Source organism: Pseudomonas sp. NPDC090592 (assembly GCF_044769185.1).
Classification (GTDB): Bacteria; Pseudomonadota; Gammaproteobacteria; order Pseudomonadales; family Pseudomonadaceae; genus Aquipseudomonas.
In genome coordinates this window covers 60,323-72,417 of record NZ_JBIVXJ010000023.1, presented here as the reverse complement: position 1 = coordinate 72,417, position 12,095 = coordinate 60,323, and the positions used below count along the sequence as shown (strand labels likewise).

General features: G+C 62.0%; 13 protein-coding genes and 1 pseudogene. 4 read left to right on the top strand and 10 right to left on the bottom strand.

Annotated elements, in window-relative coordinates; translation table 11 throughout:
- The first annotated feature begins 83 nt into the window (after nucleotides 1–83).
- Nucleotides 84–707 (top strand): LuxR C-terminal-related transcriptional regulator, encoded by a 624-nt coding sequence (locus ACIQUI_RS19970; protein ID WP_403201993.1) that lies wholly within the window; start codon nucleotides 84–86, stop codon nucleotides 705–707.
- Between the two features lie 21 nt (nucleotides 708–728).
- Here ACIQUI_RS19970 and ACIQUI_RS19965 read toward each other — a convergent pair whose 3' ends face one another.
- From ACIQUI_RS19965 to ACIQUI_RS19935, 7 genes and pseudogenes are all read right to left on the bottom strand, one after another.
- Nucleotides 729–998, bottom strand: coding sequence for a DUF6555 family protein (locus ACIQUI_RS19965; RefSeq protein WP_403201927.1), 270 nt, complete (start codon nucleotides 996–998; stop codon nucleotides 729–731).
- Nucleotides 999–1,149: 151 nt separating this feature from the next.
- On the bottom strand, nucleotides 1,150–1,701 hold the full coding sequence (locus tag ACIQUI_RS19960; protein ID WP_403201925.1) for an ATP-dependent Clp protease proteolytic subunit: 552 nt from the start codon (nucleotides 1,699–1,701) through the stop codon (nucleotides 1,150–1,152).
- Nucleotides 1,702–1,809: 108 nt separating this feature from the next.
- Entirely contained in the window at nucleotides 1,810–2,397 is a 588-nt protein-coding gene (locus ACIQUI_RS19955; RefSeq protein WP_403201923.1) for a nucleosidase, read from the bottom strand.
- Between the two features lie 116 nt (nucleotides 2,398–2,513).
- Nucleotides 2,514–2,639, bottom strand: a pseudogene (locus ACIQUI_RS19950) (general stress protein); the annotation flags it as partial.
- Between the two features lie 205 nt (nucleotides 2,640–2,844).
- A complete protein-coding gene (locus ACIQUI_RS19945; RefSeq protein ID WP_403201990.1) occupies nucleotides 2,845–4,128 on the bottom strand; it encodes an NTP/NDP exchange transporter in 1,284 nt (427 codons plus the stop codon).
- Between the two features lie 4 nt (nucleotides 4,129–4,132).
- Nucleotides 4,133–5,041: an aldo/keto reductase gene (locus ACIQUI_RS19940; RefSeq protein WP_403201920.1), complete on the bottom strand. Its 909-nt coding sequence runs from the start codon at nucleotides 5,039–5,041 to the stop codon at nucleotides 4,133–4,135.
- Between the two features lie 89 nt (nucleotides 5,042–5,130).
- Entirely contained in the window at nucleotides 5,131–5,994 is an 864-nt protein-coding gene (locus ACIQUI_RS19935; protein ID WP_403201918.1) for a Dyp-type peroxidase, read from the bottom strand.
- Between the two features lie 184 nt (nucleotides 5,995–6,178).
- Here ACIQUI_RS19935 and ACIQUI_RS19930 point away from each other — a divergent pair, with 184 nt between their 5' ends.
- Entirely contained in the window at nucleotides 6,179–7,078 is a 900-nt protein-coding gene (locus tag ACIQUI_RS19930) for a bile acid:sodium symporter family protein (RefSeq protein ID WP_403201916.1), read from the top strand.
- 246 nt (nucleotides 7,079–7,324) lie between these two features.
- Here ACIQUI_RS19930 and ACIQUI_RS19925 read toward each other — a convergent pair whose 3' ends face one another.
- Nucleotides 7,325–7,792, bottom strand: coding sequence for a sterol desaturase family protein (locus tag ACIQUI_RS19925; RefSeq protein ID WP_403201914.1), 468 nt, complete (start codon nucleotides 7,790–7,792; stop codon nucleotides 7,325–7,327).
- A gap of 401 nt (nucleotides 7,793–8,193) precedes the next feature.
- On the opposite strand from ACIQUI_RS19925, the gene ACIQUI_RS19920 reads away from it, so the two are divergent.
- Nucleotides 8,194–8,907: an MgtC/SapB family protein gene (locus tag ACIQUI_RS19920; protein ID WP_403201912.1), complete on the top strand. Its 714-nt coding sequence runs from the start codon at nucleotides 8,194–8,196 to the stop codon at nucleotides 8,905–8,907.
- 103 nt (nucleotides 8,908–9,010) lie between these two features.
- Here the strand turns inward: ACIQUI_RS19920 and ACIQUI_RS19915 are convergent, their stop codons facing one another.
- Entirely contained in the window at nucleotides 9,011–10,003 is a 993-nt protein-coding gene (locus ACIQUI_RS19915; RefSeq protein WP_403201910.1) for a DNA-binding protein, read from the bottom strand.
- A gap of 240 nt (nucleotides 10,004–10,243) precedes the next feature.
- Between ACIQUI_RS19915 and ACIQUI_RS19910 the strand changes: the two genes are divergently transcribed.
- The gene (locus ACIQUI_RS19910) at nucleotides 10,244–10,849 is read left to right on the top strand and encodes a transcriptional regulator (protein ID WP_403201908.1); all 606 of its coding nucleotides are present in this window, start codon (nucleotides 10,244–10,246) and stop codon (nucleotides 10,847–10,849) included.
- On the opposite strand, the gene codA is transcribed toward ACIQUI_RS19910, so the two are convergent.
- Nucleotides 10,850–12,091, bottom strand: coding sequence for a cytosine deaminase (codA, locus tag ACIQUI_RS19905; RefSeq protein WP_403201906.1), 1,242 nt, complete (start codon nucleotides 12,089–12,091; stop codon nucleotides 10,850–10,852).
- Nucleotides 12,092–12,095 lie beyond the last annotated feature (4 nt).

Here is a 12,095-nt window from a genome sequence, read left to right as displayed (position 1 = left end):
ACCTTCCATAGGCAGCGCCCTCTCTGTGTGGCTGCTAAATTAGCATGCTCCAGTCCACCTACGGCTATAGGGAGTTGCCAGGCGTGACGTGTCGCATCATCGTGGCGGATGACCATCCGCTGTTCAGGGAAGCCCTGTCGCGCACCGTGCTGCGCGTGTTGCCGGGTGCCCGGGTGGACGAAGCTGGTTGCCTTGATGAGGTGCTACAGCTGGCCAGCACCGGCGAGGCAGCCGATACCCTGATCCTCGACCTGCGCTTCCCCGGGCTGGTCGATATCCAGTGCCTTGCACACTTGCGCCAGCAACTGCCGCGCACCACGCTGATCATTGTGTCGATGGTCGATGACCCCGCCATCGTCGACCAGGTGATGCAAGCCGGGGTGGACGGGTTTGTCGGTAAAAGCATCGCGGCAGAGGAAATGGGCGCAGCCATCCTGGCCATTCGCAATGGCGAAGTGCTGGTCAGGTATGCGCCCTCGGGTTTTCTGCAGGATCTTGCTGGTGGGCCTGTGGAGTGTGCAGTGGAACAGCTCACGCACCGCCAGCACGAAGTCTTGCGGCTGATCGCCCAAGGCAAGACCAACAAGGAAATAGCCAAGGCCCTCGATATTTCCCCGTTTACCGTGCGCATTCACGTGTCTTCACTGCTCAAGGCGCTGGGCGTCAGCTCGCGTACGGCGGCTGCCGTGAAGTACACCGGCAGCTGACGCCGGTGCCCGCGCTGCCGGTCAGACCACTGCCGCCGGGTCCTGTGCCGACGGGTTCGGCCTGCTGCCCGAAACCCGCCAGGTGACAGCGGTGATCCCGTAGCGCTCGGCCATCGGCCGGCTGATCTTCCTGATTTTCTCGCGCCCGAACTTGGGAATGATACCGATGCCCGCATCGCAACTTGCCCAATGCCAGGCCTCGGCATTGTCCAGGCGCTCAAGACGAATGATGAAACTGCGCGGCTGGCCATGCAGTTGGTAGTCGATGATGTACAGCTGTGGGCTAGGCATCGCAGGGGGCCTCCTCTTCTCCATGGATGACACCCTGATTGATCCGGGCACGGCGAGAAGATTCAAAATTTTGTCAAATAACCGGAATCAGCGGTATTCGCTACCCCTGTGGGAGCGGGTTTACCCGCGAAATGGCCGATACGGGTACCCGCTAGGCATGCACACTCCACTGCACCGCCTGCGCCTCGATCGGCATTTCATCAATGGCATGGATCATCCCGTTCTCCAGCGCTTCCCGCGGCCCCAGTATGCGTGGATACGCCATCAGGTAACGCGGCACATCCAGTACCTCGGTGGCGCCTTGGGTGCGTTCGGCCACGATCTGTGCATACAGGCGCAAATCGTAATCCAGGCTCATCGCATACTCCGCCATCCGTGAATGGTCCACCGAACCGTGCAAGGTCCAGTGGAACGGATGGAACAGGAACTTGCTGTAACTGCATGCCGTGCGCCGTTGCCCGGCCAGGAACAGGATATTGCCCATGGACTCGACCGTGCCCAGGTTATGGGTATGCACCTCTGCCGGCAGTGCCCGCAGGAAGTTGTACAGGGTAAACCCGTAGCTGCATTCGCCACCCATGGTGGCGATGTTCAGTTGCAGGATCTCGGCCCCCTGTTGCAAAGCCCGCGAACAGGTATTGATCAGGTTGCCGCAGGTCGACGAGTTGATCGGCCCGGTGAAATGAATGATATGTCTGGCCATGCTTGCCTCCAGGGTTATGCGGTGGAAACGTCAGCAGCCGCAAAGTTCAACCCGGGTTGGGCAAAGCGTGAAATCGTTCCTGAACGTGAAGGCGGTATTGGCCCGCACTCACGCCTGGCTGAAAAGCACCCGCTTGAACGCTTCTGCAGCCAGGTGTACCTGCACCGCCCAATCCACGGCGGCATCGCTGCCAGCATCATCGGAGATGTATTTCAGGCACACGAACGGAATGCCCTCACTGCGCGCGATCAACGCCAGCACGTAGGCTTCCATGTCGACCACGTCATAAGGCGCGTCACCATGGTTGACCTCGAAGCTGTCACCGCTGCCACAGGTTTCCAATGGCAGGCCCGGAATGACCGCCCCGTGTTCCAGCACTACCGGGGTATCGGACAAAGGCGTCTGGTAACGGGCGAAGCCCAGTGGGGTCACATCCATGTCGCGCTGCACGAAGCGGTTGCAACACACCACATTGCCCTTGCCGTGGCGCTGACTGCCAGCCGATCCAAGGTTGACGATCAACTTTGGCTTGCGCGTCGCAATCGCCTTGGTCAGGGCAATGGCGGCATTGACCTTGCCGATACCGGTGAACACCGTATTCACCTCGGTGAATACATCGCCCGCCTCGGCTTCGAGGGCAAAGACAAACAGCGTGTCATCCAGGGAAGTGTCGGGGAATTGCTGAATCAGCATCATGGAGCAAGTATTTCCGAGTGGCTGCAAAGGGCGCGGCCATTGTCGGCCAACCCCGGCTAATTGCAACCCCTTGCCCATTGCAGTGCCAGGTAACCCCGGCACTGCACATCGGTCAATTACGAGCGGCCACCCTTGCGGCCGGACTCGCGATCATGCGGCATGTTGCTGCCAGAGGACTGGCCGCCCTTGCGGCCGGCTTCGGAGGCCTTTTCACGATCATTGGCGAAGTTGCCTGGGTTCTTGTTGCCGCCTTGGCTGCCTGGTTGGTTACCGGTGCGGCTGTTGTCTTTGTTGGCCATGGTCTTCAAACCTCATATGACTTCGGAGTGCACGGCAAACTGCCGTACACAAGTTCGGAGTTCAGCCATATGGAGGGATTCGTTTTTATTGCCGACGGTTCGGACCGGTGGCGTTAAATAAGCGACAACGCCATATTTGGTGCGCCTGTCAGTCGTGCGACGGGCTATCCAGGCGCGCCTGACGGCGGCCCAGCCAGCTACCCGTCACTGCCCAGCCCAACGCAATCAGTGCGCCAATCAGCATGGCCAACTGCGGGTGCTCGCCCAGCACGTCCAGGGCCCGCTTGATCCAGCCGCTCAGGGCATCGCCGCCCCGGTACACCACCGTGTCGATGAAGTTCTTGGCCTTGTACTTGTCCTCTGCCGGTAGCACGGTAAACAGCATTTCCCGCCCAGGCCGCACCAGCGCGTACTCACCAGCCCGGCGTACCACCATCACCACCACGAAGACCGCGAACACGGGCGCCAGTGCCAGCCACAGGAAACCTGCGGCCATTACCAACGGCACCGCTACCAGTAACACCCCTACCCCCAGCCGGCGGGCCAGGCGCCCGGTGAGGAACACCTGGGTGAGAATGGCCAGGGCTTGTACCACTGTATCGATCAGGCCGAATACCTGGGTTTGTCGCGTACGGTCGGTGAAGGTCTCGCTGACAATGCGCGCCTGCTCGAAGTACAGGAAGGTACTGACGCTGGCCAGCAGCACCACGAACAGGGCGATGCCCAGCAGGTATGGGGAGCGCAACACGGCAGTGGCACCGGCAAACGGGTTGCCGCCCAGAGGCCGCGAATCCGGGCGCTCGGAACGCGCCTGCAGGGGGTGCTTCACTCGCCAGCGTTGCAGGAACAGGGTGGCGCCGATACTGCCAAGCAAAAAGACCGCCGCCAGCACCAGCAACCCGGCATGGCCCAGTGGGGCCACCAGCAAAGTACCGAGTATGGGGCCACTCAGCCCGCCCAGGCTGGCCCCGGCTGCCAGCAAGCCGAACAGGCGTTTGCCCTGGGCGGTAGAAAACAGGTCGGCGAGCACGCTCCAGGCCAGGGAAATGGTCAGCAGGTTGAACACCGACAGCCAGATGTAGAAGGCCCGGGCGGTCCACAAATCGTCCGGGTTGCGGGTAAACAGCACGGCGAAAAGCAACAGGTTGCTGGCGAAGAACCCGTAGGTCCACGGCAGGATGTGCCTGCGCTGCACCCTGGACGCCAGCCAGCCAAACAGCGGCAGGCATGCCAGGGTCGCGATGAAGGTGCCGGTGAACAGCCATTGCAGGTTGTCCACGCCACCGGCGATGCCCATGGTTTCGCGTACCGGGCGCAGCATGAAGTAGCCGGTGAACAGCAGGTAGAACAGCAGCAGGCCGGCGACGACCGCAGGGCCTTCGCCGGGCTGGATGTTCAGCCCGTGGTCCAGGCGCCGCCGCCACGCCTGCATGATGTCAGGCAAACTGCTTGATCAGCGCCTGTTGCTGCGCCTGGGTAAGCAAGGGGTCATGGCCGGCCTTTAGCTGGTCGAGCTGGCGGTCGGGCCGACCGGTCGCGGGAATGACGGTGGTCACAGCCGGGTGGCTGATGGCGAACTTGAGAAACAGCTGCGCCCAGCTGCCAATGCCGGCCTCTGCCGCCCACTCAGGCAACGCCTGGTCCTTGACCCGGGCGAACAGACGGCCATCGTCGAAAGCCCGGTTGATCAGCACCGCCACGCCTTTGTCCTGGCACAGTGGCAGCAGTTCACGCGCGGCATCAGGCGCGTTCACCGAGTAGTTGATCTGGATGAAGTCCAGCGGCTGGCTGCGCACGATTCGGGCGACTTCGTCATGGCCGCTGTTCAGGTAATGAGTGATGCCCACATAACGGGTCTTGCCCTGCTGCTTCAACTCGCGGGCATAAGGCAGTTGGGTCTGCCAGTCGCGCAGGTTGTGGATTTGCAGCAGGTCGACCTTGTCGGTACGCAGGCTCTTCAGGCTGCCGGCCCATTGCACTTGCGCATCGGCCCGGCTGTCGGCTGCGATCTTGGTGGCAATGAAGCACTGCCGGTGCCAGCCGCCCTCTTCCAGCAACTGGCCCAGAATGCTATCGGCACCACCATAGTTGGGCGAGGTGTCGATCACCCGCCCACCGCCGTCGAAAAACGCCTTGAGCACGCTTTCAAGCTGCTGATACTGGGCTGAGCCTGCGTCTACTTCAAAGCTGCCGGATGTGCCGGCACCGATCACCGGCAGCGCTTCCCCTGTGGACGGTACCTTGCGGGTCAGCAAACCTGCCGGGGCGGCGGCGTGCAGCCAAGGGCTTGCGGCCAACAAGCCCAACGTGGCGCCGGCGCGTAGGACATCACGACGTGCGTACATGGAAAAGCTCCCGTCATGAATCGGAAACTTTCAAGGCTAGCCGCTCTGCCCCGCACTGCCGGGTGATTCTGTATCTGGATGTTTAGCGATCAGGCCTGCAGCAACTGGCTCAGGTCGACACCCGCCTCGCCCATTGGCGGGCACCAGTAATAGCCGCCGGTCAGCGGCCGGCTGAAGCGGTACAGGCCGTCGATGATGCCATCCTCAAGCCCGCTCATGCGCCGCAGTTGCACTTCGAACGCATCGAAGCTGTGACCCAGGGCGACGAAGGCCAGGCCGGCGCCGCGCTGGTCGGCCCAGGCCACCGAACGACGGACCATGAACGCTTCGGGCTCGAAGCTTTCCTGGGCAGTACGCTTGACGTGCGCGGACTCCGGCGCGTCGTCGAGTTCTTCATTGTCGCCAAGGCGGCGGCCAATGATGTTGTCCTGGTCGGCCTGGGGCAGCGACTTGAAGTACTCCAGGTCGTGCTTCCACAACTGGAACGCAGCAAAGCTGGAACCGTCGGCCGCAATGGCCGCTTGCACGGCAGCTTCGTCCACCGGGTTTTCGGTGCCATCTTCATAGCCCGTCAGGTCGTGGCCACCCCGGTGCAGGAAGCCGTCAACGCTGTCAGCCAGGCGCAGGGCCGGTGCCAGCGCCTTTTCCAGGGCCTGGGCGCGCAGCAGCAGGTCACCACGTTCATTACCGCGCAGCCACAGCCACAGGGCGTGCTGCGTGCCTGGGTTTTCCACGGCGGCATCCAGCAGCGGGAAAGCGCGCAGGCCGGGCACTGCACGGTCCAGGGCCTTGGCCATCGGGGCGCCGATACCGAGGATCAGCTGTTGGCCATCGACCTGTGACAGCAAGGCATCCAGTACGCCAGGCAAAGCCTCGGGCGACTGCAGGGTGAAGAACAGGTGGCGGGCGTGGGCCGGCACCGGGGTGGCAAGCAGACCTTGCTGGAACGGCATGACAGGCTAATCCTCGGCAAAAACCGAAATGCTACTGCGCCTGCAGCCCTACTGCAATGCGGCATGCAGCCCCGGTCGCCGCTGTGGGCAGTAACAAACGGTTACCAAGAGCTGGCCCTTTGCGATTAGCTATCAATCAGCGCCCGCCTACACTCTCCGGGATCCTTCGCCCGAGAGACCGCCCATGACCGCCTCGCCCTTGCTCACCGCCTTTCTGCCGCTTGCCCTGGGTATCATCATGCTTGGCCTCGGGTTGTCACTGACCCTGGCCGACTTTGCACGCGTGGTGAAATACCCAAAGCCGGTGGTGGTGGGCCTGGCCTGCCAGATCCTGTTGCTGCCGCTGGTGTGCTTCCTGATCGCCAACGGCTTTGGCCTGGAGCCGGCCCTGGCGGTAGGGCTGATGTTGCTGGCCGCCTCGCCGGGCGGCACCACGGCCAACCTGTTCAGCCACCTGGCCCACGGTGATGTGGCGTTGAACATCACCTTGACGGCCGTCAACTCGCTGATCGCGATCCTGACCATGCCGCTGCTGGTGAACCTGTCGCTGGGCTGGTTCATGGCCTCGGACCAGGCCATCCCGCTGCAGTTCGCCAAAGTCCTGCAGGTGTTTGCCATTGTCCTGCTGCCGGTGGCATTGGGCATGCTGATTCGCCATTTCGCCCCGGCCTTTGCAGCGCGCATGGAAAAGCCGATGAAGCTGGTGGCTGCGCTGTTCCTGGCCTTCACCATCGTCCTGGCCCTGGCCAAGGACTGGCAGACTGTGGTCGAGTACGCACCGGTAGTTGGCCTGGCGGCGCTGTTGTTCAACGTGCTGAGCCTGGCCGTGGGCTACTGGGTGCCACGCCTGTTGAACATTCCAAAACGCCAGGCAATTGCCATTGGCATGGAAATCGGCATCCATAACGGCACCTTGGCGATTGCCCTGGCGCTGAGCCCTTCACTGCTGAACAACCCGACCATGGCGGTGCCGGCGGCGCTGTATAGCCTGATCATGTTCTTCACGGCCGCGGGCTTCGGCTGGTGGGTGAGCCGGGGGCATGTGGCGGCTCAGCCTGAAGGTGGCACTGTGAATCAGGGCTGATGGCCGCTTCGCGGGCAAACCCGCTCCAGGGTTACCGCAGCCTGTCATGCCAGTGCAGTACCTGCGAGATTGCCCAGTCCATTGTGTGGGAGCGGGCGTGCCCGCGAAGAGTCCAACGCGGTGCATGGCACCGGCTGCGCCGGTGTTCGCGGGCTTGCCCGCTCCCACAGAGTTCTCCGCTAAATCAGATAGTTACGATTCTTGCCATAGGAGCGGGTTTACCCACGAAGGGGGCCTGTCAGGCTGTCACGAAGCGTTGCGGTTACTTCGCAGCTGCCGTTTCAGCACCTTCAACGGCGGCGCATAGAAAAACCCGAACGACACACTCCCCGTGCGCCCTTTCACCGCATGGTGCAACTGGTGCGCACGGTGCAAGCGCTTGAAGTAACGGTTGACCGGCTTCGGCTTGTGCGGCCAATGCCTGTGAAAGAACCCGTCATGGGCCACGACATACAACATACCGTACCCCGCCACACCGGCACCCACCCACTGCAAGGGTGCGTAGCCACTCTTGCCCAAGGCGACCAGCGCTGTGGCGATCAGCCCCAGGGCCACCAGGTACAGGTCGTTGGTTTCGAGCATGCCCAGCTGTGGCTCATGGTGCGAGCGGTGCAGCCACCAGCCCCAGCCATGCATGATGTACTTGTGAGCCAGCGTGCCAACGCCCTCCATGGCCACCAGGGTGCCGAACAGCACGGCGAGATTGAACAGCATGGAACGGTCCGGGTGATGGCGAAGGAAGCCGCAAGGGTACCGATTGCCTGCGGTTTTTTCCATGCGGGCGTGACCGGATACAGACCTGTTGCGAATGAAGCCATTGTCATGATTTCGCCCTTGACCTGGTCTGCCACGGGGCGTAAGGTCCCCGACGCAATTTTGCAACCCTGAACAGGAGACCTGCATTGGACAGTAGCCCCAGTCGCTTGCGACAGGCCCACTTGGCGCGCTAGCCCGGCAGTGTCCTGCACTGTCTGGCCGCCCTGGCAAGACGGTGGTTTCCTGTAACCCCTTCTTATCCTCCCTCCTCCTCGTGGTCCTGCGCATTCTCTGGTTATTCAGCCACGCCAACTGATGATGGCGCTCAGGCGGGCGTTTGCCCGTGGAAGAGGTTTGTTATGGATTGGAAAGTATTTCTGCTGCGCGTCAGCATTGCCCTGCTGCTGGGGGCGCTGATTGGCGCCGAACGCCAACTGCGCCAACGCTTGACCGGGCTGCGTACCAATGCACTGGTCAGCACCGGTGCTTGCCTATTCGTGCTGATGACGCAGGCGGTGCCGGGCATGGCGCCCACTGATGCGTCGCGTATTGCTGCATACGTGGTATCGGGCATCGGCTTTCTCGGGGGCGGCGTGATCATGCGCGATGGTTTCAATGTGCGTGGCCTGAACACCGCCGCCACGTTGTGGTGCACGGCCGCGGTCGGCGTGCTGTGCAGCCTCGGGCTGCTGCTGGAGGCGACACTGGGTAGCCTGGTGGTGCTGTGCGCCAATATCCTGCTGCGCGAGGTTGCCCAGCGCCTGGACCACCAGAACGTGGTGCCGGCCAGCGAGGTGGAGCAGCACTTCGAAGTGCGCATCGTCTGCCGCGCCGAGGACGAGATCCAGGTGCGCAGCCTGATGTTGCACAGCCTGGGCGATCCGCAACTGCGCCTGCAGTCACTGCACAGCGAAGACCTGGCCAACCCGGCGCGACTGGAAGTGCGCGCCGAACTGCTGGGTACCACGCAGGCACCCGCGCAACTGGAACGGTTGGTCAGTCGGGTCAGCCTGGAGAAAGGTGTCAGCTCGGTGCGCTGGCAATTGCAGCCGCAGGTGCTGGCGACAGACTAGGGGCGAAATCATTGGTCAGCCGCCTGTGCGCGGCCGGCCAGGAAAAGGATCAACCCTTTGCCCCATGCGCGCCGCAGCTGCAAAAACTGCGTTTGTCTGTGGCTTACTGCGCTGCGGTCGCAGCAGGCAACTGCGACCGACACTGCTGCAACGCCTCGTCTCGCGCCTGGATCTGCTCCTCAAACCACTGCAGCTGGCGAGCTTGCTCGGCGCACAGGTCGCGCCGTTGCTCCAGGCTTTGCGCTTGCACATCCAGCTGCCGGCGCATTTCCTCGCTGGCGCCCTGTGCCTGGGCCAGCATCGTCCGCAGGCCCTGGATCTGCGCGTCGCGTTGTTCCAGCAACTCGTCCTGTGCCCGGCATTCGCTGGCGGCTTGGCGATGCTCACCCAGCAAACGCTCGTTATCACGGTGCAGACGTGTAAGTTCGTCCTGTTTGACGATCATGCCCTGCTGCAGTTGGCGCACCTCCACCTGCATTTGCTGCAACTGCGCTTCGTGGCGCCGCTGTTCCTGCTCGCGCTGTTCACGGCTGGCCGTGCGGTAGTGCTCCAGCGCATCGCGAGCATGGCGATGCTTGTCTTCCAGCGACTTGACCTGCTCGTCCTTGTCAGCCAGGCGTACCTGCAATTCACCCAGCGACTGGTTGAGGCTGGCACTGCGAAGCTGTTCGGCCTGCAGTGTGCTTTGCGTGGACAACAGCTTTTCTGTTTCGGCGGCCAATGCCGCTGCATCGATCTTGTGTTGCTGATGTGCAGCAGCCAGTGCCTGTTGTGCGATTTCCAGCTGCGCCTCAAGCGTTTCGCGCTGTTGAGTGAAGGTGCTCTCGGCCTGCTCGATATGCAGGTCAGCCTCATCCTGCAACTGGGTTGCCAATTGCCCGACCAGGCGGCTCAACACATCGCTCAGCGCGGCGCCACCTTCAGAAGCCACTGGCTGCTGGCCGTTCAGCTCTTTGAGGTAGCGGTGAATCGTGGTCTTGGAGCCGGTGTTACCCAGCTCGATACGTATGGCATCGATGCTGGGGTTCTCGCCACGGGCAATCAGCGCCTGACGCGCCTGCTGCACTACAACCTTGTTGATACCGCCCCGGGCCATGCTTGCTCCTACGATTTTGTACTGTGTTATGTACCATGTAATTACATACCAATTATGGCGATAACAAAACGCAGCTGCAAACGTTTTATAAGGTGGAATAATCACGGCTTATCGCATGTTAGCGCCCATTTTGGCCGGAACAGGCACTGGGCAGGCGTACGAATGCTGGTTGCGCCCTGCCTTGTTTAAGCTGCGCTTTGCCGCCACCATGTACGCCCGGCATTCGATTACCGACTGAAAATGACCCTGGAAAACTACAAGGCAATCGCCGACAGCATTGCGCTGCTGCTTTATCCGCACGCTGAAGTCATCGTTCACGAGCTGAGCAGCCAGACAGTTGTGCACATCGCCAACAACTTCTCCCAGCGCAAGCTGGGCGATGATTCGGCTATCGATGAGGAATTAGGGGGGCTGCTCAGCGGCACCAATCTCGGCCCTTACGAGAAGCTGAACTGGAACGGCCAGAAAATCCGCTCGATCAGTAGCGTGCTGCGTAACCAGGACGGAGAAGCCGAGCACCTGATGTGCATCAACCTGAATGTGTCGGTGCTGGAGCAGGCTCGTGTGGCGCTGGATGCGTTCTTCCAGGTGAGCCGCCTGGTGCCACAGCCGGATGCACTGTTCCGTAACGACTGGCAGGAACGTATCAATACCTTCCTGCATGGCTGGCTGCAGGCGCACAACCTGTCACTGCAGACGCTGCGGATGAAGGACAAGCGCACCCTTGTGCAGGCTTTGCATGCAGAGGGTGCCTTCGATGGGCGTAGTGGCGCCGACTACGTTGCCAATGTGCTCAACATGGGCCGCGCCACTGTCTACAAATACCTGAAGGAGCTCAGGGCCTGATCAGCCCATGCGCTGCACCTGCGCTGGCGTACGCTGCATCAGTACCTTGCCGTTGCGCACCGATACCAGTGCATGCCCCTGGCTGCGCACCATCTCGTAATCGTCCGGCGCCGACAGCAGCAACAGGTTCGCCGGCCGCCCCACCTCGATGCCATAGCGCTCGCCAAGGTTCAGGGTACGGGCGCTGTTCTCGGTGATCAGGTCCAGGCAACGTTGCAGATCTTCATAACCGAGCATATGGCAGATATGCAGGCCCGCTTCGAGTATGCGCAGGATGTTGCCATTGCCCAGCGGGTACCATGGGTCGACGATGGAGTCCTGGCCGAAGCAGATATTCATCCCCGCCCGATCAATTTCCGCCACGCGGGTCAGCCCGCGGCGCTTGGGGTAGCTGTCGAAGCGCCCTTGCAAGTGAATACTCTCGGTCGGGCACGAGATGAAGTTGATGCCTGACAGCTTGAGCAGGCGGAACAGCTTGTAGCAGTACGCGTTGTCGTAAGAGCCCATGGCCGTGGTATGGCTGGCCGTTACCCGGGCGCCCATGCCGCGCACCCGGGCTTCTTCGGCCAGCACCTCGAGAAAGCGCGACTGCGGGTCGTCGGTCTCGTCACAGTGCACGTCCACCAGGCAGCCGGTACGCTCGGCCAGGTCCATCAGGAACTTCACCGATGACACGCCCTGATCGCGGGTGTTCTCGAAGTGTGGAATGCCGCCGACCACATCGGCGCCAATCGCCACCGCTTCAGTCATCAGTGCCCGCCCGTTGGCATAAGACTCGATCCCCTCCTGGGGGAAGGCGACAATCTGCAAGTCGACCAGTGCACGCACTTCGTCGCGCACCTCGACCATCGCCTTCAAGGCGGTGAGGTTCGGGTCGGTTACATCGACATGCGTGCGCACATGCTGGATACCGTGGTTCACCAGCATGCCAATGGTCTTTTTCGCCCGTGTCTTGATGTCTTCGTGGGTGGTAATTTCCTTGCGTTCCGCCCAGCGCTCGATACCTTCGAACAGCGTGCCGCTCATGTTCCATTTCGGCTCGCCAGCCGTCAGCGTGGCGTCCAGGTGGATATGCGGTTCGACAAAAGGCGCCACCACCAGGTTTTGCCCAGCGTCCAGATCATCGCCAGTGCCAGGTGCCAGCACCTCAGGCTGGGGGACGATGGCGGCGATGCGCTCGCCGTTCAGTTCGATGCGAAATAGCCCGGGCTTGCCGCGCAGGCGTGCGTTGATGATGTTCATGTGT

What these genes read in the sequence shown, in the direction of transcription:
- ACIQUI_RS19960 (WP_403201925.1), bottom strand. Translation starts at nt 1,701, where the DNA reads ATGGCCAGACATATCATTCATTTCACCGGGCCGATCAACTCGTCGACC.
- ACIQUI_RS19965 (WP_403201927.1), bottom strand. Translation starts at nt 998, where the DNA reads ATGCCTAGCCCACAGCTGTACATCATCGACTACCAACTGCATGGCCAG.
- ACIQUI_RS19920 (WP_403201912.1), top strand. Translation starts at nt 8,194, where the DNA reads ATGGATTGGAAAGTATTTCTGCTGCGCGTCAGCATTGCCCTGCTGCTG.
- ACIQUI_RS19935 (WP_403201918.1), bottom strand. Translation starts at nt 5,994, where the DNA reads ATGCCGTTCCAGCAAGGTCTGCTTGCCACCCCGGTGCCGGCCCACGCC.
- ACIQUI_RS19910 (WP_403201908.1), top strand. Translation starts at nt 10,244, where the DNA reads ATGACCCTGGAAAACTACAAGGCAATCGCCGACAGCATTGCGCTGCTG.
- ACIQUI_RS19930 (WP_403201916.1), top strand. Translation starts at nt 6,179, where the DNA reads ATGACCGCCTCGCCCTTGCTCACCGCCTTTCTGCCGCTTGCCCTGGGT.
- ACIQUI_RS19945 (WP_403201990.1), bottom strand. Translation starts at nt 4,128, where the DNA reads ATGCAGGCGTGGCGGCGGCGCCTGGACCACGGGCTGAACATCCAGCCC.
- ACIQUI_RS19915 (WP_403201910.1), bottom strand. Translation starts at nt 10,003, where the DNA reads ATGGCCCGGGGCGGTATCAACAAGGTTGTAGTGCAGCAGGCGCGTCAG.
- ACIQUI_RS19955 (WP_403201923.1), bottom strand. Translation starts at nt 2,397, where the DNA reads ATGATGCTGATTCAGCAATTCCCCGACACTTCCCTGGATGACACGCTG.
- codA (WP_403201906.1), bottom strand. Translation starts at nt 12,091, where the DNA reads ATGAACATCATCAACGCACGCCTGCGCGGCAAGCCCGGGCTATTTCGC.
- ACIQUI_RS19940 (WP_403201920.1), bottom strand. Translation starts at nt 5,041, where the DNA reads ATGTACGCACGTCGTGATGTCCTACGCGCCGGCGCCACGTTGGGCTTG.
- ACIQUI_RS19925 (WP_403201914.1), bottom strand. Translation starts at nt 7,792, where the DNA reads ATGCTGTTCAATCTCGCCGTGCTGTTCGGCACCCTGGTGGCCATGGAG.